The sequence below is a fragment of the Acrocarpospora pleiomorpha genome, from assembly GCF_009687885.1.
Lineage (GTDB): Bacteria > Actinomycetota > Actinomycetes > Streptosporangiales > Streptosporangiaceae > Acrocarpospora > Acrocarpospora pleiomorpha.
The window spans coordinates 10,072-29,998 of record NZ_BLAF01000083.1 but is presented as its reverse complement, the minus strand read 5'-3'; the positions used below and the strand labels follow the sequence as shown (position 1 = coordinate 29,998).

11 protein-coding genes are annotated in these 19,927 nt (G+C 70.2%); all 11 read right to left on the bottom strand.

Going from position 1 to position 19,927, the window contains the following annotated elements:
- Positions 1-31: 31 nt before the first annotated feature.
- Genes Aple_RS45560 through Aple_RS45510 form a run of 11 tightly spaced genes read right to left on the bottom strand, consistent with a single transcriptional unit; the run spans position 32 to position 19,833 of the window.
- Positions 32-1,102 carry a hypothetical protein gene (locus Aple_RS45560; protein ID WP_155351033.1) on the bottom strand — a complete coding sequence of 357 codons (1,071 nt, stop codon included), beginning with the start codon at positions 1,100-1,102 and terminating at the stop codon, positions 32-34.
- Complete coding sequence (locus tag Aple_RS45555; RefSeq protein ID WP_155351032.1) at positions 1,099-2,220, bottom strand: serine/threonine-protein kinase; 1,122 nt, start codon at positions 2,218-2,220, stop codon at positions 1,099-1,101. Before Aple_RS45555 ends, Aple_RS45560 begins: the two co-directional genes overlap by 4 nt.
- On the bottom strand, positions 2,213-4,591 hold the full coding sequence (locus tag Aple_RS45550; RefSeq protein ID WP_155351031.1) for a hypothetical protein: 2,379 nt from the start codon (positions 4,589-4,591) through the stop codon (positions 2,213-2,215). The genes Aple_RS45555 and Aple_RS45550 overlap by 8 nt, the downstream gene beginning before the upstream one ends.
- Positions 4,582-7,722 carry a tubulin-like doman-containing protein gene (locus Aple_RS45545; protein WP_155351030.1) on the bottom strand — a complete coding sequence of 1,047 codons (3,141 nt, stop codon included), beginning with the start codon at positions 7,720-7,722 and terminating at the stop codon, positions 4,582-4,584. The genes Aple_RS45550 and Aple_RS45545 overlap by 10 nt, the downstream gene beginning before the upstream one ends.
- 31 nt (positions 7,723-7,753) lie before the next feature.
- A complete protein-coding gene (locus Aple_RS45540; RefSeq protein WP_170321994.1) occupies positions 7,754-10,096 on the bottom strand; it encodes a vWA domain-containing protein in 2,343 nt (780 codons plus the stop codon).
- 17 nt (positions 10,097-10,113) lie between these two features.
- Positions 10,114-11,868 carry a dynamin family protein gene (locus tag Aple_RS45535; RefSeq protein ID WP_155351028.1) on the bottom strand — a complete coding sequence of 585 codons (1,755 nt, stop codon included), beginning with the start codon at positions 11,866-11,868 and terminating at the stop codon, positions 10,114-10,116.
- Entirely contained in the window at positions 11,858-13,936 is a 2,079-nt protein-coding gene (locus tag Aple_RS45530; RefSeq protein ID WP_170321993.1) for an outer membrane protein assembly factor BamB family protein, read from the bottom strand. Before Aple_RS45530 ends, Aple_RS45535 begins: the two co-directional genes overlap by 11 nt.
- Positions 13,933-15,396 carry a GTPase gene (locus tag Aple_RS45525; RefSeq protein ID WP_155351026.1) on the bottom strand — a complete coding sequence of 488 codons (1,464 nt, stop codon included), beginning with the start codon at positions 15,394-15,396 and terminating at the stop codon, positions 13,933-13,935. The genes Aple_RS45530 and Aple_RS45525 overlap by 4 nt, the downstream gene beginning before the upstream one ends.
- Positions 15,393-16,985: a vWA domain-containing protein gene (locus tag Aple_RS45520; protein ID WP_155351025.1), complete on the bottom strand. Its 1,593-nt coding sequence runs from the start codon at positions 16,983-16,985 to the stop codon at positions 15,393-15,395. The genes Aple_RS45525 and Aple_RS45520 overlap by 4 nt, the downstream gene beginning before the upstream one ends.
- Positions 16,982-17,911 (bottom strand): TRAFAC clade GTPase domain-containing protein, encoded by a 930-nt coding sequence (locus Aple_RS45515; protein ID WP_155351024.1) that lies wholly within the window; start codon positions 17,909-17,911, stop codon positions 16,982-16,984. Before Aple_RS45515 ends, Aple_RS45520 begins: the two co-directional genes overlap by 4 nt.
- Positions 17,908-19,833, bottom strand: coding sequence for a hypothetical protein (locus Aple_RS45510; protein WP_218038851.1), 1,926 nt, complete (start codon positions 19,831-19,833; stop codon positions 17,908-17,910). The genes Aple_RS45515 and Aple_RS45510 overlap by 4 nt, the downstream gene beginning before the upstream one ends.
- Positions 19,834-19,927 lie beyond the last annotated feature (94 nt).

Genomic DNA, 19,927 nt, shown 5'->3' with positions numbered 1-19,927 from the left:
AAGACCAGCCAATGCACGTCCGTACCCGTGTTCACCGTCCCACCGCCTCGGCTTCCGGTCCGGTGATGACGCCGGTCATGGCCAGCACCGCCACCAGGGGCTCCAGGACCCGCTGGGGCCGTACCTGCCGTAAATAGCGGCCGTTGGTGTGCCTGCCGCCGGTGGCGGACGCGAAGTGCAGCGTGCAGCGGCGGCAGCGGGCGGTCGGCAGCAGCCAGCCCTGCGCGCCGTGCTGGTGCAGGAACGCGTACACGTCCCTGCTCTCCATCCGGAAGAGTTCGGCGTCCAGCGCTCCGCCGGGGTTGGTCTGGGCCAGCCACCGATCGACGGGATGCATGAATCGCAGGACGTCGCTCTTGCTCACCACGATCGCGGCGGGGATGTCCAGGATGGCGTCCTGCCGGAAGAGCTGGTCGAGCACGTTGCCGAAGGCGAGGTCGCCGAGGTCGCTGGGCTTGGTGGCGAACCCGGGCAGCCGGAGCGACTTCTCGGGGTCGACCACGAAGATCAGCGCGTCGGCGGCCGCGAGGAAACGTTCGCCGCGGCCGACCCGGGTCAGTTGCTCACCGGAGAGGTCGAAGAACGCCACCGGATGGCCGCCGGTATCCCCGGTCCGGCTGAAGACCATCGCGTCCACGAATTCGGGCAGGTCGCTCGGCGCGGTGTAGGCCAGTCGCTCGCCGTCATAGAGCGGGTGCACCTTCTCGCGGAGGAAGTCCCGGTGCCGGATCTGATCGAGGGGGACTGCGGACAGGCCGTAACGTTGCAGGTTACCGGCTTCGATCTCGCCGATCATCGCCGCCAGCAGGTGGGTCTTGCCGGTCCGGCTGGCGCCCACGAAGCCGATGACCAGGGGACGCCCGTACCGGCCGTAGAGGACCGGGAGGTAGTGGGTTCCGGTGTCCTGGGAGGGGTTGGGGCAGCGGATGAAGGCCGAGCGGAGGCGGTAGTCGCGTTTGTGCGGGTCGCGCAGGTTGGCCATGTTGATCAGGCGGTACTGCAGGGTCTCGCTTTCCAGCTCGTACAGGTCCGCGCCGTCGGTGTTCCAGGGGAAGGAATCCAGGCAGACGGGACAGCGAATGGCAGCGGGTTTCTCGCTCACAGCATCCCTCCGATCAACCACAGCGCGATGGCGAGCACGACGACGGCGACGACCACGGCGAGCACCATCCCGCCGCCGCCCACGCGCACCACCGGCGCGGACGGCGGGGCGTGGTATTCCGGCGGCGATGGGGCCGGCGGCGGCGCGACCTCGTCCTCGTCGTCGTCCTCGACCATCGGGTCCCGGGCCACCGGCGGGCGGCGCCAGGTGGACCCCCATTTCTGCCGCATCATCTCGTCGTAGCGCAGGCCTCCGCGCTCGAACGCCCCGTCGGCGGCCTCTTCCGGCGGCGCGATCGGGTCGGTCTCGCGCAGCCGGATGAGCAGGTCGAGCGGGTGCGGGCGGTTCTTCGCCTTGTCGGCGAACACCCCGGCCAGGAGCTCCCGGGTTCTGGGCTCCACGGCGTTCAGTGACAGCGGCCCGTTGAGCGCGGCGGTGGACCGGGTGCCCGCCGCCACGTGATAAATCACCATTCCGGCGCTCCAGACGTCGTCGCGGGCGCAGGTGCCGCCGACCCCGTGCCGCTGCTGGGGCGAGGCCCACGGCCGTTCGCCGACGGGGGTCCGCCAGCGCTGCGCCTTGATCGCCAGCTCGAAGTCGGTCAGCTGGGCCACATGGCCGTCCCACCACACGCTGTACGGCGTGATGCCCCGGTGCACGATCCCGACCTGTTCGAGGATGCGCACCCCGCGGAGCAGGGTGATCTGGAACTGCTTCTGCTCCTCCAGGAGCAGCCGGCCGGCGACGTCCGCGGCCAAGCCGCTGCCCTGGAGTCGCTCGTACAGGACGAAAGGTTCCTCGCAGTCGACGTCGTAACCGGCCAGGCGGGCGAGTTCGGCCGGGTAGGCGGGGCCGCCGAAGCGGCGCCGGAGCATCAAACCGGTCCTGACCTCGTTCTCCATCCGGGCGTAGAGCTGCGGGTCGTGCTTGGCGGCGGCCTGGTGCAGCGACTTCTTGACCAGCCAGCCGGTGACGCCGTCGACCTCGACCTGGATCTCGCTGATGACCAGCTCGGATCCCGGCTTGATCCGCCCCGGCCCTTGATGGATGAGCTTTCCCTGTCGCTGCGTGCCCTCGGCGTCGGTGTAATCGAGCTGAGTGCCGAATTGATCAGCCACCGCCACCGCCCGGACCCGTCTGCGCTCCCATCGTCCAGTGCGCCGACACGATGCCGGTGCGCAGCGGAACCAGCCGGACCACCCCGGCGAACTGGCTGGCCGCCGTCCACACCACGTCGCTGGGGAAGTGCGCGCCGCCGTCGCCGTAACCGTCGCGCCCACCCACCGGCGGCTGCGCCACCCGGGGCACGAACCGCACGGCCTGCCCGCCCGACGTGGACTGGAGCAGGTGCAGGTCGTCCTGGTCGCACAGCTGGATCATCCGCCCGCCGACCGGCATCCTGACCAGTTCCGCGACACCGGACGAGCGCCGCCAGACGGTCTCGGCCAGTTCGGTGCGGCGGACGTTGTCGGTGCCGAAGGACGGGCGCTCGTGCACGCCGCGCCGGCGCAGGTGGTCCCAGTATTCGGTGAGCCCGCGCTGCGCGCTGTCCTCGATCCGCCAGGTCACCTCGCGCAGGGCGGTGCCGTACAGGTGGTTCCAGAGCGGGTCGAGGATGTGCGCGGCCAGGTCGACCAGGTCGTCGGCGACCAGGTGGGCGAACTCGGCGCCGTACTCGGGCGAGCCGACGAAACCCTTGCGCACTGGGCCGAGCGGGCCGCTCCGGTCCAGGAGCTTCTTGCGATGCTCGGCCACGCCCCGGTGCAGCGCGAGCGTCAGATCCTGCAGCACCGAGGCGTACGTCTTCGCCGCGTCGGCCGCGTCCCGGCGGCGTTCGGCCAGCGCCCACTCCCGGACCGCCACCCGCCGGACCACCTCGGCCAGCCGGGTGGCGGCGTCCTCGGCGGCCGGTCCCGGCAGGCTGCGGCACCACTGGTCGACCATCCGCCGCCACGAGCCGTACAGGACGAAGCCCATGGCGACCAGGACGGCGAGCACCAGCACCACGGTGATCTCGACCGGCGGCCCGAACGCGCCGTCGGCGAACGGCAACCACCAGATGAAGTGCCCGGCGGCCACCCCCGCCAGCATGAGGGCGCCGTGCAGGAACAGCTGGCCGGCCGGCAGGTCCCGCCAGCCGTGCTCGCCCTCAGGTTCCGGCACGCGCGCCATCAGCAGCGTCACGCCGAGCACCCAGACCATCGCCGCGATCAGGCCGACCCCGGCCAGCCGGACCCCTGAGGCCAGCGGGGTCCCGGCCAGCGGCCCCACCGCGACGCCGAGCACCGCGCCGAAGGCCAGCGCGCTGACCAGCAGCGTGGTCCGCATGGCGTCCAGCGGGAACGGCCGGGGGCGGTCGAGATCGTCGAGCAGCGCGTCCGGGCAGGCGCGGCGCAGGTGATCGCGGAAGGCCCCGCTCCCCCCGGGTGCGACCTGCGCGGCGTAGGCGCGCAGGCGCACGGCCAGGGTTTGCAGGGAGACCCTGCGGGTGAACTCGGCCTTGATGGTCACCCGCAGGGCGTCAGAGGGGCTGCCAGGGCCGATGGTCAGGTCGGTGCGGACGCCTTCCCTGGCCAGCCGGTCCTTGATGGAGTGGTCGGTCCCGTCGAAGCCGTCCGCCTCCTCGAACAGCGTGTCGGCGGTCTGCCGCAGGTTGCGCAGCGCGGACCCGGACGCGCGGACCTGGCTCACGGCGAGGGCGCCCGGCCGCGGGTTGCCGGTGAGCGCGCCGACCGTCTCCAGCGCCGCGCCCAGCTGCCTGACCTCTTCCGCGCGGTGTTTGGCCTGGTCGCGCAGGACGCTCATGCGCTCTCTCGGCACCAGCGGATCCGCCACGTCCACGGGGTTGTCGTTGAGGAGCAGCCGCAGGATCCGGGTGGGCGAGCGGTCGGCGGCGGCCAGGTCGGCGGCCCCGCTCTGGGTCATCCGCGACACTTCGGCGCCACCGGTGAGCCGGTCGAGGCCGCCGGCGAGCGCGTCGGCGAGCAGTTCGTCGCCGAAGCTGCCGGACGTCATCGTGATCCCGGCCGACGCCAGCCGGTTGGGGATGTCCCGCATCCGGCCCACCACGGCGTCGAAGACCTCGGGCAGGCTGAGCACGTCCGTCAGGGAGGCCAGCGTCCGGTCCGGATCCTCCGCGGGCGGGAACGCCCGGCCCCGATCCATGTCCCATTCGACGCTCGTCCCGTCGCCCACCCAGAGGGTGGCGGTGACTTCGGAGGTGGCCATGGCGGGTGAGATGGTCAGCAGCGCGTCCGAGCCGCGGCGCGGCGACCCGACCGCGACGCACAGCACCGCCTGCACCGCCCTGGTGCCGAGGATGTCCTCGTAGAAGATCTGCCGGACGGCCAGCGATTCGACCCGATCCACGACCAGCACCCGGCCGCGGTCGGCGACCCGGCCCAGCGCCGACCAGCCCTCGTCGCCGACGTCGCGATCCCGGATGTCCAGGACCAGGACATCCGGTTCCAGCCCGTCTGTCACAGCCACCGGTTGACCACCTCGGCGAGATCCTCAAGGTTGTTGTGCACGGGGTTGGACACTCCGGTGAACGGCAGGCGCAGCGCGTCCCGCAGCGTGCCGCCCCACAGCTCGGCCAGCCGTTCCGCCTGGCGGCGGCCCGACTCCGAGAGGGTGGGCATCCGGATCTCCAGCAGTTTGAGCTGCTCCTCGGCGACCCGGATGAAATGCTCGAACATCGGGTCGGGCGGGATCGGCGTGGCTTCAAGCCCGATCGGGAGCAGCCGCATCAGCCGGGCCGCGAAGTCCCGCCGGATCGACTCGTCGTCGCTGAGCGTCCACTCCTCGTACGCCCGGACCAGGCTCCCCCACGACGACGCCCCCGCGAACGTGGTCAGCGCCAGGGTCATCGACATGGCGTCGGCCCCCTGGTCGAGCACGATCCTGATCCGCTCCGGGGAGTCGGGCCCGCCGTCCTCGATCTGGACCTGGCCGTTCCACATCGCGATCAGGAACCGCTGCAGGATCCGGACCCGGTGTTCGTGCGTGGTCATCAGGTAGCCGAAGTCGTAGCCGAGCCGCTGCCGCCAGCGCAGGAAGTCCTGATCCTGCTCGTTGCGGAGGGCCTGGCCCCAGAAGTTCAGCACCTCCCGGAGCTCCGGCACCTCGGTCACGCCCATCGAGGTCCGGAACTGGACCACCACGATGGCGTCGGCGTCCAGCGACCGGAACTCGGGGTTGGGTCCGTGCTTGGGCAGGTTGATGGTGCTGCGCAGGTAGTTCTCGACGCCCGCGTCCCGGGCCGCGGCGGGGTAGGAGATGAGCACCTTCATCTCCCCGGTGCCCTGCGGCGAGAATCCGCTCGGCACCAGCGCGGCCAGTTTCTGCCGGAACTGGAGCAGGTCCTCCTCCTCCACCAGCGCGCCGTCCTTGCCCGCCGCCTGGGCGACCAGGTCGGCCATCGGCGCCAGCAGCGGCCGCTCGCCGTGCTCGCGGTGCCGGAACAGGCGTTTGACCTCCTGCTTGATCCGGTCCCGCAGGTGTGCCTTGGCGTAGGCGGGGCCGTCCTCCGTACTGATCTGGAACACCCGGCGCCAGCCGTCGGTGTCGATGATCTCGTTGAGCAGGTCGGCCTCGCTGGCGTTCGGTCGCAGCCTGCCCCGCCCGACGTAGTGGTTGATCGCCCGGTTCCGTACCTGCTCGTAGAAGCTTTCCAGGTCTTCCCCGCGCGGCGGCAGCAGGTAGGTGACGCCGACCCTGGCCCGGTAGAGGTCACGGGCCCGGCGGGCGAACCGCGCGTCGTCCTCCTGGGCGTGGCCGATCAGCTCGTCGGTGAGATCGCTCAGATCCCGGCTGGTACGGCTCAGCTTGTGCTCCCACCGCGCGGTCTGGTCCCCCCACGCGGAGTGCCAGATCGCCCTGGCCCGCCAGTGGTACCAGACGTCCTGCTCCTGGATCACCCGCTGCACCACCGGATCGCCCCAGCGCACCTTCCGCACCCCGAGCAGCCGGTCCCGCAGCTGGGGCAGCGACGGCTGAACGGCCAGCCCCGCGGGCGCGGGCGGCTCGCTGCGCCGCAGTTCGAGCAGGCCACGGAAGCCCAGCTTGTCGACCTCCTCGATCAGGCTGGGGTGGCCGTTCAGGATCCGGCGCAGCCGGAGCGGGTCGTAGTCGCCGAGCATCTGCTCGACCCCGCGCCGGGGGTCGAAGTCCTGCACCATCTGCGGCACCACCGTGCGCAGGCTGGCCTCCAGCGCCTTGAGGTTGTCCTCCATGCCGCGCATCCGGGTGGCCAGCATGCGGTAGATGGCGTTGGCCCCGTCGGTCGCCTGGAGTTCGGTGAACGTCAGCGGCGCCCGGGTCCGCAGCGGGTCGAGGTTGGTCGCGCCGAACATGCGCTCCACCGCGTCCCGGTTGGTCTCGGCCCGGCCGGGCGGCGGCGCCGCCAGCTCGGCGACGGCCCGGGCCAGGATGCGCGAGGCGACCAGGTCGGCCAGGTCGTCCACCGGCACGGTCATGGACGCGACCAGGCTGGTGGAGACCCCCCGGTTGCCGATCCCGGACACCGCGATGGTCTCGCGTTCCACGCCCCGGTTGATGAAGTCGTCGGCGAAGGACTGGTAGACCCGGTCGAAGACCCGCGCGCCCTCCTCCTCGCCCTGGTCGATGTCGGTGCCGACGAGCGACATGACCAGCGACACGATCGAGCGGTGCAGGTCCTCCCGGTCCACGCCCGAGGTGCGGCCGAACAGGAACGCGGTCTGCACGGTCGAGGCGCGCAGCCGGATCTCCCCCTCGACCGGGTAGCGGACGAACAGGTCACCGGTGATGCCGACGTTGCTCAGCTCGGTGCCCGCCGCGTGCCCGTTCTGGTCGTCGACCAGCCGGAACAGGTCGAGCAGCGCGCGGCCCGCGTTCAGGGTGGCCCGCCGCCCGCCGCCGAGCCCCTCGTCGAAGGCGGACGGCAGCAGGACCAGCGGGTAGATCTGCGCTCGCAGACCGGCCTGCTCCAGCGCGTGCCCGACCAGATGCAGGTAGTCGTAGAAGATCCCGCTGCCGGTGCCGCCCGCCACCGAGAACGCGATGAACACGTCGCAGGAGGAGCTCAGCCTGCCGCCCAGCTGGGCCAGCTCGCCGCCGGAGGTGCTGATGCTGCCGACCGCGTTGGCCACCGGCGCCATGGCGGGCCGCACGCCGTGCCGGAGCGTCTCGAACAGGGCCGCCCGGCCGACCGTGGGCAGCTGCCCGGCACCGCGCACCAGCGGCGCCACCCGGGGCTCCCCACTGGAGGGCGGCAGCCACTCGGTCACCAGCGGCTGGATGTTGGTACGCAGGCTGCGCGCCACCTCCGGGTAGGTGTCGAACCGCGGCACCAGGTCCGGCACCAGGTTCCTGGTGCGCATCCCGGCCGCCACATGATCGGAGCCGGGCACCGCCCTGGTCTTCAGGCGCAGCAGCTCGGCCTCGTTCAGGTCGGCGTACACGAACTGCATGCACGACGGCAGCTGGTAGGGCAGGAAGTTCTGGCCCGGCATGCGGTCCAGCAGCTCCCGCCCGTCAGGGCCGCACAGCTCGTCCCGGAGCCGGCGTTCCAGCTCGGCTCCGATCAGGCAGCCGGTGCCGCCCAACCCGACGAACAACATCGGCTGATAGATCCTCATCCACGGCTCGCTTTCTGCACCGAAGCCCGCATCACATCAGGGGGTCGTTGGAGTAATGGCTGGGCTGGTCGAACGGGTCGGATCCGTAGGCGCCGGGGGCCGGCTCGGGCCGCCGGTCGAGCCTGCCGTCCCGTACGGCGATCGCCACCCCGTCCCCGACCGCCTGCGGAACCCCCGGCCGGACCGGGTACTGCTCCCCGCCGGGACCGCGCAGGACCAGACCCGCGCCGCGGCCCGCCCGGACCACCTCGTAGGTGAGGTCGCCCTGGTTCGGGCGATCCAGGTAGGGGTGGTCGGTGTGGGTGTCCCGGATGACGAAGGTCAGCCTGCGGTTGCGGCCGATCGGCGCCCGCCAGGGGCCCATCTCCCGGTCGCCCTGGTAGAGCACCAGGGTGAGATCCTGGACGTCGCCGCGCACCCGGGCCGCCCGGATCCGGCCGGTCAGGTAGGTCGCCGTGATCACGGCGAGCAGCGTGAGCGCGGCCAGGATCCACGGCACCGGCGAGGGCGGCTGCGCCACCCGCAGCTTGAGGAAGCCCTGGCCGTACACCTTGGCGGGGTCGGCGGCGTCGCGCAGGATCAGCACCCCGGGCACGTCGCCTTCGGCCGAGTCGGCGGCCAGCGTCAGCGTCACATCGGTCGAGGACTGGCCGACCGCCAGCCGCACGTCGGGGTCCACCACCTCGATGTGATCGCCTTCCCGCAGCTCTTCCAGGACGAGCGTGGCGCTGATCGGCTTCCCGGTCTCGTTGCTGACGGTCACCGTGCCGGTGGCGTCGTCGCCCGGGGCGATGGTCTGCTGCGGGATGTCGACCACGGTTCTGACCTGCTCGCCGGGCTTCGCGACCGTCGTCTGGTACGGAATGCGGTCGCCCTGCACCCCGGTCGCGTCCACGATCCCGACGAATTCGAGCGCGCCCGAGGCTCCCGGCGGGATGGTCAGCGCGCCCGCGAACTCGCCGTCCCCGGCCTTGCGGTCGGGGCCGGCGCCCGAGTCGTTCAGCTCCGCGTGCACGGTGCCCGGCACCCCGTCGCCGGTCATGTCCACGCTGAACCTGAGCGCGGACAGGTCGTCGTCGGCGACGACCACGCCCTTCCTGGTCTGCAACCGGGACCGGACCACGACCTCCTTGCCCGGGTCGGGGTTGGGCGAGTCCAGCGTGATGGAGGAGTGCACGGCGCCCTGCCAGGTCACGGCCGCCACCACTTCCTCGGGCTTGGCGTCCTGGGCGGCCTCCACCCTGACCTTCCAGGTGCCCGGGCGGGGCAGCCGGATCTGCAGGCCCTCCACCGGGGTGTCCTCACCGTTGACCTGGAAGGTCGAGCCGTCGAACTCGCCGGACTTGGGGACGGTCTTGCCGTTGGGGTCGATGTAGGTGACCTTGAAGCGCGGGTTGCGCTTGGAGACGGTGATCGAGGCGTCGGTGGCGATGACGGGGATGCGCAGCTGGTATTCGCGGGAGCCGCCGCTGGGCACGGTCTGCGATTCGGCCACCTCCGAGCCCGCGCACCTGGCGGCGGCGTAGGCGCGGACCATGGCCGCGAAGACCTCGCGCTCGTCCTTGATCAGCTGTGCTCTGGGCTTGGAGTCGCCCATGTTGTTGCACGGCTTGCCGACCGCGAAGCCGCGCAGCTGCGCCGGGTCGGCCTTGCCGAATCCCAGCGGCCACACCTGGATGCCGAGCTTGGTGGCCTCGGTCAGGTGGGCCTGGATGTAGTCTTCCGCGGCGGCTTGCCGTACCGCGGGGCTGTCGCCGTAGTTCAGGCTGCGCTGGACGTCCAGGATGCCGTCGGTGAGCAGGAAGACGATCTTCTGGCGCTGGTCGTCGCCGGAATCGCGCAGGGTGGCGAGCGCACGTCCGAGCGCCGCCGCGTGGTCGGTGTCGTTGCCCTCCGCCGCGGTCCGGGGATGCAGTTCCTGGACGCAGTTCAGGATGGCCTCGCGGTCCTCCCGGCTGCCCAGCGGGGTGAGCGGGCAGACCATGTCCAGCGCGTCCTGGTCCGGGGTGTTCTTGCTGCCGAAGCCGACCACCTCGACCCGGGACTTGGACGAGAACTCGCCCACGGCCAGTAGCGAGGCGGCCGCGCGCTCCTGGCTCACGGCGCTCGCGGACAGGCTGCCGGACTCGTCGACCAGGATGACCACGTCGATCGGCTGCACCTCGATGGGCGGAATGGGAACGGCCTCGGCGGCCACGGCCGTCATGAAGGGGACGCTGATGAGCAGGAGCCCGGCGAGCCGGCGGGAAACAGAACTGACGACCATATCCGCGTTGCCCCTTCGCGTGGAGATCGGCGGTGCGTTTCCGATGCTCGCACGGAAATTTCCGCCGATGTTGACCAGCCAACGTCCGGCGGTGAGAAACGGTTCCATTGCACCCAGGAATCTGATCATTCGTCGGCCAGAGAATCGCCGCGCGCGCGGAGCGCGTTCAGTTCGGCCAGCCGCTTTTCGGCTTCCCGCCGCTTGCCCAGCAGGGTCTGCCTGGTCATCCGGTCGGCGTCTCCCCGCTCCTTGATTAATTCGGTCAGCTGGGAATCGGCCTGGCCCAGGCTCTCCTCCATATGGGTTATCAGTCCGTTCTCGCTGGCGGCTATCGCCTCATTTATGAGTTGACCGAATTGCTGGTTCAGGACATCGAGATAGCGCTCCATATAGTGGCGGGCGTCCAGCTGGGCGAGCCGCCGCTTCTGCTCCTGCTTTCCCAGCCGCTCCACGAACGCCAGCATCGCGACGCCGACAAAGGATGCGATGAGCGGATTGAGGAGCGCGGCCACCGAGATGGCCAGCGAACCCAGGTCGGCGAAGGGGCGCGTTCTGGCCAGCATCCCCATGAGTCCCCGCGGTGGCTCGTTGACGTCCATCGGGAGCTTCGGCAGGACGAGATCGCCGAGCGGGAGGTCACCCACGTCGGTCATGACCCCGCTGGTGGTCCGTCCCGCGATCGCGGCCAGCCGCGTCACCAGGTCGTCTTCCAGCTCGATGAGCAGGCCCTCGGTGGCCGAGTCCAGGTGGGTCATGATCTCGGCGCGCAGGTCGGGTCCGCCGCGGGCGATGAGTTCCTCCTTCGCTTGCCGTACCTGGTCCAGGCGGGCCGCCATGCGGTCCAGGAGGCCGACGGCCTCCTCCCGGTGCGCGCGTTCCAGCTCGACCCGCCAGGCCACGTGCTTCAGGCGGTCGCGCTGCCGTTCCAGGTCGCTGACGAGCGAGCGGTCCTCCCGGTAGGCGCGCAGGTGGTTGGCGGCGTCGGTGACCGCACCGGAGATCAGGATCCGGGCCTGATCGACCGCTTCGCGCCTGACGTCCCTGGCCCGGTCGGCCACGATCGCCAGGAGCGCCTCCTCCAGCTGGCCGAAACCGCTGGAGGTGTACCGGTGCCGAGCCAGTTCGGCGTCGCCGGCGGCCTCCGCCGCGATGGCGTCCTGCCGTCGCCTGCTGCTCACCGAGAACCAGGACGCGGACGCGAAGCGCGGCGCGTACGCCCGGATCCGGGCGAGATTCTCCTGCTTGACGGTCGCCGAGTCCTTGAAAAGGTCGATCTTGGTAAGCGCGAAGACGACCTGCGGGATGCGCTCCGCCGCACGGGTCAGGAACTGCAGCTCGGATTCGGTCATCGCCCGGGACGCGTCGACCACGAAGAGCAGAATGTCCGCTCTGGCCAGGGTGGCCAGGGTGATCGAGGTGTGACCCGCCACCAGACCGCCGACACCGGGCGTGTCCACCAGCGTGAGCCCTTCCCGCAGCAGCCGGGCCGGCAGGAACACGTCGACGCACCGGACCCCCGGCCGGATCGGCTTCTGCGTCTCCGGATCCAGGGAGGCGTACTCGCGTATCTCGGCAAGGCCGATCTCACGTCCGCCGGGATGTTCGTCGTCGAAGACGACAGCCCCGGCCTGGGCGCGGTACTGCACGGCCAGGTGCACGCTGGTGGCGATCTCGGTTTCCACCGGGAGCAGCGCGTCCCACTCGATCAGCGCGTTGATGAGCGAGCTCTTCCCCCGCTTCTGCTCGCCCACCACGACCACGGTCGCGGTCTCGGCCGTGACCCGTTCGATCAGCCGATCGACCGCGTCCGCGGGAAGCGGATGGCCCTGATCGCGCAGGACGTCCCGGACGTCTTCCAGAAACCGCATCTCATCGGCCATAGTCGCCACTCCTCGCTGATTCGAGCCGTACGGCGGCGACCTGGCCACCGGTGCCGCACAGGAAGACGAAGTCGTCGGCGAACGCCGGGGCCGCCTCGACCGGCCAGTCGATGCCGTGCACGCGCCGGACCGTCCCGTCCGCGACTCTCGCCACGGAGAGCGCGGAGCCGGCGGCCACGTAGAGCGCGTCCCCGTGCGGAACCAGGGCGGTCACCGGAGCACCCGCCCGGAGCATCGGCTCAGGACGGCCGTCCTCGGCGTCGAACACCGCGATCCGCCCGTCGCCGGTGGCGGCGTAGACGCGACCTCGGTGGTAACGCGGGCCGGTCCCCGGGCTGACCCCGGCGGGCTGCCGCCACCTGACCTCGGGGGGACCGTGCCGGGGCACGGCGTGGATCTGACCGTCCTCGGTGGCGGCGAAGATCATGCTGCCGGTGACCTCGATCGGGCCGACGACCGGAGCGGAGGAGAGCCGGACCCGCCACTCCTCCTGTCTCCCCGCGACGGCGAACAGCATGCCCTTACGGCCACCGACGAAGACCCACCCGTCGGCCGCCACGGGCGGCGATCCCTTCGCCTGGGCTGCCCTGCACCGCCAGGTGGTGACGCCGGTGGCCAGGGCCAGGCAGTGCAGTCCGGACTGCTCGGACGCCACATAGACGTGCTCGCCGTGGACGCGCGGGCCGGTGGAGAGCGGTCCGTCCAGCTGGCGCCACCAGTGCCGGACTCCGGTGGCCGAGCAGTAGGCGCTGACCCGGCCGTCGGTGTCGCCGATGACGACCAGTTCCTCGGTCGCGGCCGCTCCCGTGATCGGCACGTAGCCGCCGGTCTGCCAGCGGCGTGCCCCGGTGGCCAGGTCGAAGGCGTACAGGCGGCCCTGGTCGGTGCCGGTGAAGAGGGACGAGCCGGAGAGCGCCGGCGCGGTCGGCTGACCGGCCACCCGCTGCCGCCAGGGCCGGGCCGGCCGGGCGCCATCGTCCGGTGGCGGCACGTCGGTGAGCGCGCCCAGCACTACCGTGTGCTTCGGATCCGGCGCGATCTCCACGGCCACCCAGTCCTGGAGCCGACCGGCGATGGTCTGGCTGACCAGCGGAATCGCGCTCGACCCGCCGGTCAGATAGACGGCGTCCAGCTCGTCCATGACGAGTCCGGCGGCGCGGATGGTCCGGCCCAGCTCGGTCACGGTCCTGCGCACCGCGAGGCCGATCGCCTCCTCGAACTCGTCGGGCGTGACCTGGATGCCGGGGGAGAACGGGGGCTCCCCGCCCACCAGGCAGGGCCTCCGGCGGGACAGCGCCTTCTTGGCCTCGCGCGCCTCCACGGCCCAGCGATACTGGGTCATGACGGCCGAGCGGTCGGCCGCGTCCCAGATTCGGGCCGCGGCGCCGGGGTCGATGAGGCGGGCATACTGCTTCACCACGTGGAGCAGCGCCCGGTCGAACTCCTCACCGCCGACCTCGTCCAGGCCGCCGGCCGCTCCGGCCAGTTCGAAGCCCGTCTCGGTACGGCGTAACGCCGCGGTGTCGAAGCCGCCGCCGCCCAGGTCGTAGACGGCGACCACGGCGCCCTTGGTGCTCGGTTTCCTGGTGGCGTACCAGCGGGCGGCGGCGATGGCCTCCGGCAGCAGGACCACCTCACCGAGCCCGGCCCGATGAGCCGCCTCGCGGAGCCGCCGCTGCGCTGGTTCATCCCACCGAGCCGGATATGTCAGGAAAGTAGAGTCCGGTTCGTGGTCGGGGAACCGGTGCCGGGCGGCGGCCGACACCACCCGGAGGAGCGCGGCGACCGGGTCGACGGGGTCGATCCACCGGCCTTCGACGTAGAGCGCGGTGTCGGCCCAGAGCAGGTGCCTGGGCGAGCGGATGATCCGCTCGGGGAATCGGGTGACCTGGTCGACGGCCTCGCGCCCGACGACGAGTTCGTCGCCGTCCACCAGGACCAGCGCCGGGAGCGAGTGATCGTCTCGCCCGGGATCGAGCGGAAGCACCGCGGCCTCCCCGTCGTACCGGGTGGCCGCGGTGACGCAGCAGGTCCCGAGATCGATCGCCAGGCCCCACGCGCCGGTCATGTCGGCCGCCCCTCGATGAAGGTCTGGCAGATGGTCCAGGCGATCCGCGCATAGGTGCGGATGGGCGGCAGCATGGTGTTCTCCAGCGTTCGCCACCGGATCGTCTCGCGCTCGGCCGCCGCGGACAGCGCCCAGCCCCGGGTGCCCCTGGGCTCGCCAAGGCATTCGGCGGGCGTCATCCCCTCGACCAGCCCGCGCAAGGCCTCCGCGTCCGCCTGGTTGAGGTGGAACTGGCCGTCGTGGAGTTCGCGCAGTGCCCTCAGGAGCCGTATCCGCCCGAATTCGGGGGAGTTCTCGATCCGGCGGGCCGCCTCGAAGACCCACATCTCGTCCACCCCCCCGTTCTCGTCTTCCCGTTGGGAAGCGGCGGTGAGCAGGCGATTCAGCGCGGACGAGGCACGGAGCAGATCGGACTGCGGGAGCAGGGCCGATTCCATCTCCCGGACGAGCTCGTCTATCCCGGACGCGGCGCGAAGCTCCTGGCGCACCGTGCGCGCGCTCGCCACGGCCCCGACGTGGTCCAGGCAGAGGTGGATGCCGTAGATGCCGAGCATGTCGAGCAGGCGATGCCGGGTGGCCCGGTCGAGCGGACCGCTCTCCCAGGTGAGGAATTCGTCGTGGTCGTACAGCGCGGCGAGGACGGCCTTCCGGTCCCCGAAGGCGGCCAGGTTGGCGAGTGCCAGGGCGTCCGACTCGGTGAGATCGGCGCCCAGTGAGGTCTGGGCGAGCAGATCCAGCACGGGCAACACCCGGAACAGCAGGCCGCCCAGCTGCCTCCGGCACACGCTGGCCCGGAGCCGCGCCGACGGCCACGGATTCGTCTCCGGCCGGGACTCCAGATTCTGGATCCCGGTGACCACCCCGATGGCGCCCACCTCACCGACCAGACCGAAGGGGGCGGCCCGGCGTAACCACCGCAACGCCTCGCTGTCGATCTGGCCCTCGAAGTTGACGACGAACACCAGGGCGTCGGCGTCGGCGCAGGCGGCCAGCGAGATCTCCCGGCCACCGTCTGGCCGGTCCAGCCCCGGAGTGTCGATGATCATGCCATCGCAGGGCGTGGCCCCGGGGAAGCCGACGTCGACGTGCTTGATCTTGGCGACCGGCCACCCGAGGGACTGGGGCAACCCGCCCCGGGGCCCTGGCCTGATCTGATGGGAGGAGCCATCCAGCAGCCGCACGGTCACCTGGTCGGTATGCGAAGGAAAGTAGCGGGTCACCACCCGCGCTCCCTCGGTCCCGTCCCCTGTCGCCAGCCGGGCGCGCAGCAGGGCGTTGACCAAGGTGGTCTTGCCGTCCTGCTGGCGCCCGCCCACCGCGATCCTGAGCCGGTGGCAGGTGGTAAGCCGCTCCGCCACATCCTGGGCCTCGGCGAACAGCGACTCGCTGACCGCCCGCCTCGACAGGATCTCGCCGCAGAGCCGCACCACGAGGTCGCAGAGAGGAGTCTCGGTGGTCATCGCGACTCACCCTCGACGGGCTCGTCACAGCTGGTGGCGTTCTTGTCGTGGACGTGGTCGTGGTGGATGAAGTCCACGCCGTGGATGAGCAAATGATCGTTGTAGGGAACCTTGTGCTCCGTCGCGGCGGAGCCGTCAGCGGAGTACGTGACGATCAGTCCCCGCTGGGAGCGGCGCAGGCCCGGCGTCCTGGAGACTTTGGCCTGGGCCCGCTCGGTCGTCGCGGTGGAGATGCGGCCGAGTTCCTGGCGCGTCGGCCGCTCGAAGGGGATGTCCAGCTCCCGGTGCCGCGCCAACTCGAACGGACCCAATCGTTCTTGCCGGATCCCCTCGTCGCCTCCGTAGGCGACCAGGAGGCACAGATATCCCGACATTCTCCGCTGGTTCCGGATCCACAGGACAACCAGCGCAACTGCCACGATCAGCAGGACCCCGCCCCCGACGACCAGCCATATCGGCCAGGTGCCGGGGACATGGATCGGGCCGTCGCGGAACAGGGGGAAGTCCGCCGTCTCTACGAGCGGGACGGGGCCGTGGAACTTCAGCTTGTCGAGTCCGGCCCGCCAAGGGGTCGTGACGTCGGCGACCACCCTGACGTTCAAGGGCAGGGGAACGTCGGCGTCGCGGAACTTCCGGACCGGCTTCGGCCAGCTGACATCGACCTCGATGGTGACCGGGCGTTTCGATGCCGGCGCCAGGGTCCATGGCCCGCGATCGACCGGTGTCACCGTGACACCCGGGGTGGCCGACCGGAGTGCGGTGATCTGAACGGGGGTCCAGGCCGCCGGTGAGACGAATTCGACAGTGGCCCTCGCGGTTCCCGCCATCGCGTCGAACGTGCCGGGCCCGGTGATCCTGCCGGTCAGGGTCAGCTCCTGGTCGGGCCGGAGCAGGCGGGTGGCCTCCCGCCGCAGCGTCTCTTCCTTGGCCGCCCGGAGGTCGGTGGCCGTGCCGTCCGGATCGTGGATCACGTTCGTCGGGAACACCCAGTCCAGGGTGTTGCCCCGCTCCCGGTCGAGGCGGATGCCCTTGGTGATCGGGACGATGTAGAGGCTCGTCCCCGGCATCAGCTCCTGCAACCGGTCGGCTCGCCGCTTCAGCTCCTTCCAGCTCTCCGTCCGCCTGTTCGGATACCGGCTGCCCTGGGGCGGCTCGTGAATCCGGTCGGACAGCACCATGATCGAGGCGTCCTGGACGGAGCCGGTCGACTGCTCCAGCTCCAGTTGGGTGATCGCGAACTCCAGCGCGAGCCCGATGTCGGTGTGCCGGCCGGTCGCTTCGGGGAGATCGTCGAGGTCCGCCGGGCTGTCGATGGGGATGTCCGCCTGCACCCGCTCCGCGAACGGGATCAATCTGATCTTGTCTCGAGGGTTCTCGCGCAGCAGGTCGATCAACTGCTGCCGGATGTACGGGAACCGGGTGTTGACGCTGCCGGAGATGTCCACCAGGACCAGGTAGGTGGTGACACGATCATCCAGCTTCAACGCGTGGTAGATCGGCGCCAGGTCGTCGTCGGCCGCGGCGCTGCCCTGGAGCGTGACGAGCAGGGTGATCAGGCAACCCAGCACGCTGGTGACAGCCCGCCTCACGAGAGCCGCCCCGACAACTCGGCGAGCTTGATGATCGGTTCGAGCACGTTGATGGGGGTGACCGAGCTCAGGATTCTGGACCCTTGAACATTGACGAACTCCTTGATTTCGAAGCCCTTCTGGCTCCGCCGGAAGCCGACCGAGGAGGTCACGAAATACGCGGTCAGATCGGGGTCGAACATCCTCTCGATCTGGTGGTGCAGGCGCTCGGCGCTGTCATTTCCCGGACGCGCGGTGTGGTCCGCGAAATGCGCGCACGCCCACTCGAAGTAGCTTTTCGCGTCCGCGCTTTCCACCGTCGGAAAGTGGGGCGCCGTAGCCTGCTGGGTGCCGTAATTCCCGCTCAGCGAGGGCGGGAACACCTGGGCGTCGTCGTATTTGGTCACGCAGACGGCGAGGGCTCTCTTCCGGAACTCGCTCAGCGGCATGTCGTTCGACATGATCCTGGCCGGAAGGTGGCTGAAGAAGTCGGAATTGTCCCCGCGCCATCGTTCCCGGAGCGGGTCGATCAGCAGGAGGTATCCGTCGCACCCCGCCAGTTCCTTGGCCACGGCGCTGCTGTCCGGAGACCTTCTGGAGAACGCCTGCCCCGCTCGGTTGAGGATCTCCACCGTGAACGTCCGTGACGGTTCCCCCCTCCGCTCCCAGGAGAAGAAGAACCGCAGCCAGAGCTTTCCCGAATTCTCCACCTCAGTACGGCTGGGAAAGGTCCGGAGAGCCAGGATCTCCTTGGCCGATTCGTCGAACGCGAGCGCGTCGCGTTCGGGGTTGACCACCCAGCCGTTGGGGGCTCCGCGGGACAGGAAGGCGGTCGTCAGGGCGCTGAGGAACGTGAGCTTTCCGCTGTTCGGCGCACCGATCAGGCCGATCTTGAGGACGGGACCCACGGCCTTCTTCGATGCGCCGATCTTGAGATCAGGACTCATGCGGTTCTCCGCTTGGACACGCCGTTGACCCCCGGCTCGGTCGGGCTGAAGACAGCGAAGGGGAACGGCGCGTCCAGGTGGATACCCAGCGCGGTGAGCAGCTTGTTCGAAATATCCGAGTCCGGTGTGGGAAAGACCCCGCCTGAGCCGATCTGTTGCCAGATATGGTCATCGTGCCTGCGCTGGAACTTCTCCTGGAACTCGTGGAGCGGGAGTTCCCGGGGGAAGGTCACGGCCAGGCAGGTGACATTGTCGGCCTTGATCTTGGCCAGCTCGTCCCGCCAGTTCAGGTTGTCCGGACACCGGTCCGCGTATGCCGCGTGTTCGCTCAGCTGGTCCGTGACACAGGGGACGCGGCTGCCCACGGTCACCAGGAATCGTTTGGTCGGCGCCTCCCACGTGGTGTTCTCCGCCACGTATCGAAAGGCGTGCTCAAGTCCGGTGGAGACCGGGTCTTTCGTCGGCTCCGACCAGTTCACCCCGCGCGCCGCGGAACGGGTGAACAGGTTGGCGTCCACGAGCTCTGGCTGGGTGTCGTGGTGCCCATAGCCGACCACCTGCAGCCGCAGGCGTTTCTCCTCGCCGATGAGCGTCGTCCGGGCCGCCCGCATCAGCTTGCCGACGAGATCCCAGCGCGCCTTGAAGGTCTTCCAGTCCGCGGCGCTCAGTTCGATGAGGAACTTGACGTCGATCGAATCGGTGTGGTCCCGCCACGCCTGCCAGCGTTCCGCCAGCTCCGCCGCAGCGGGGACCTCATCAGGACCGCTCGATCCCCGGCCCGGTGCCGACGGGGTGAGGGAGACATGTCCGGCGCCTTCGAGCTTCGCGGTGACACGGATCGGAACGTTGGGTTTGCTGGTGGTCAGGACGATGCCGCCGACGGTGCAGGGTTCGGGGTCGAGGCCCTCCTCAGGCGGCTCGGGCCGGGTCATCACCGGGAGGTAGACGCCGCCCTTGGCCACTCCCGGAATGGTCACCGTGACCGTCACCTCGTCCTGCAGCCCGGCCACGGTGCCCTTCTCGAAAAGGGGTTCCTCCCGGCGGGTCAGTTCCGACGTCGCCAGGTTGATCTCCGCCAGCAGGAGGTAGTAGGAGGTCACCAGCGGTATGCGCGCGAGGATCTCGGTGATGACCTCCTGCTCGGACACGCCTTGGGGCGGGACCGTGAAGATCGTGGCGGCCAGTTCCCTCTCCAGGCAGCCGGCGATCCGGTCGATCAGCGGCCAGCCCGGCACGAAGTTGATGACGACCGGCTGAGTCCACAGTCCGCTGTTCGGGTCCCAGGGCACCGCGCCGGGGAGCGCCTTCGCCAGCGCCGGGCTGCCTATCCCGTCCACGAACAGATGCGGTGGCCTGACGCCCACGCCCCCGGCCAGCTGGAACTGCCGGATCTGCGAAGAGCTCGACAGGCCCGGGATGAACACGCGCCACGGGATCCGCGTTTCGTCGCCCGCGGGTTCCGGCCTGCCCGTGCCAGGGTTCAGGACATACTCCTGGGCGGCCATATCGTCACGGGTGAGGCGCACGATGAACAGATGGTGCCGAAGCGACGACGCGGTATCCGTGAACAAGGTGAAGCCCTCGGCCAGCGCGTCGCTCCCTCGCACGGACGCTCGCCAGTCCATCTGCTGCGCCCGGTCGGCCTCGGCGTGGGCAGCGTCCAGTTCCTTCCGCTCCTCGTCCGATTCGGTGCTGAGGGTGCCCCGGAGGAGACGGCGGAACGACTTCAGATCCGCTGGTGTGGGCCAGCCGGACTTGCGCGCGACCCGGATCGCGGCGCGGAGGTCGCGGAGGTGCCTGGCACGATCAAGCTGCTCAGAGTCTGGATCGTTCCCATCTGCCGTGATCCAGCCACAGTCGGGGCATCGTGTCTCGTCTACCGCCGGCCACGTCTCGTAGCACACTAAACACACAGCGGACATGGCTCGACCAATCGTCCATGGGAGGGCGCAGTCGGCAAGGCCCCCGTGCCTTAGCTGACCCCACCGTTAGGAGGACAATAGTATGAAGAATCAA

Coding starts and splice junctions, on each gene's coding strand:
- Aple_RS45530 (WP_170321993.1), bottom strand. CDS start 13,936: ATGACCGGCGCGTGGGGCCTGGCGATCGATCTCGGGACCTGCTGCGTC.
- Aple_RS45515 (WP_155351024.1), bottom strand. CDS start 17,911: ATGAGTCCTGATCTCAAGATCGGCGCATCGAAGAAGGCCGTGGGTCCC.
- Aple_RS45525 (WP_155351026.1), bottom strand. CDS start 15,396: ATGACCACCGAGACTCCTCTCTGCGACCTCGTGGTGCGGCTCTGCGGC.
- Aple_RS45540 (WP_170321994.1), bottom strand. CDS start 10,096: ATGGAACCGTTTCTCACCGCCGGACGTTGGCTGGTCAACATCGGCGGA.
- Aple_RS45545 (WP_155351030.1), bottom strand. CDS start 7,722: ATGAGGATCTATCAGCCGATGTTGTTCGTCGGGTTGGGCGGCACCGGC.
- Aple_RS45510 (WP_218038851.1), bottom strand. CDS start 19,833: ATGTCCGCTGTGTGTTTAGTGTGCTACGAGACGTGGCCGGCGGTAGAC.
- Aple_RS45535 (WP_155351028.1), bottom strand. CDS start 11,868: ATGGCCGATGAGATGCGGTTTCTGGAAGACGTCCGGGACGTCCTGCGC.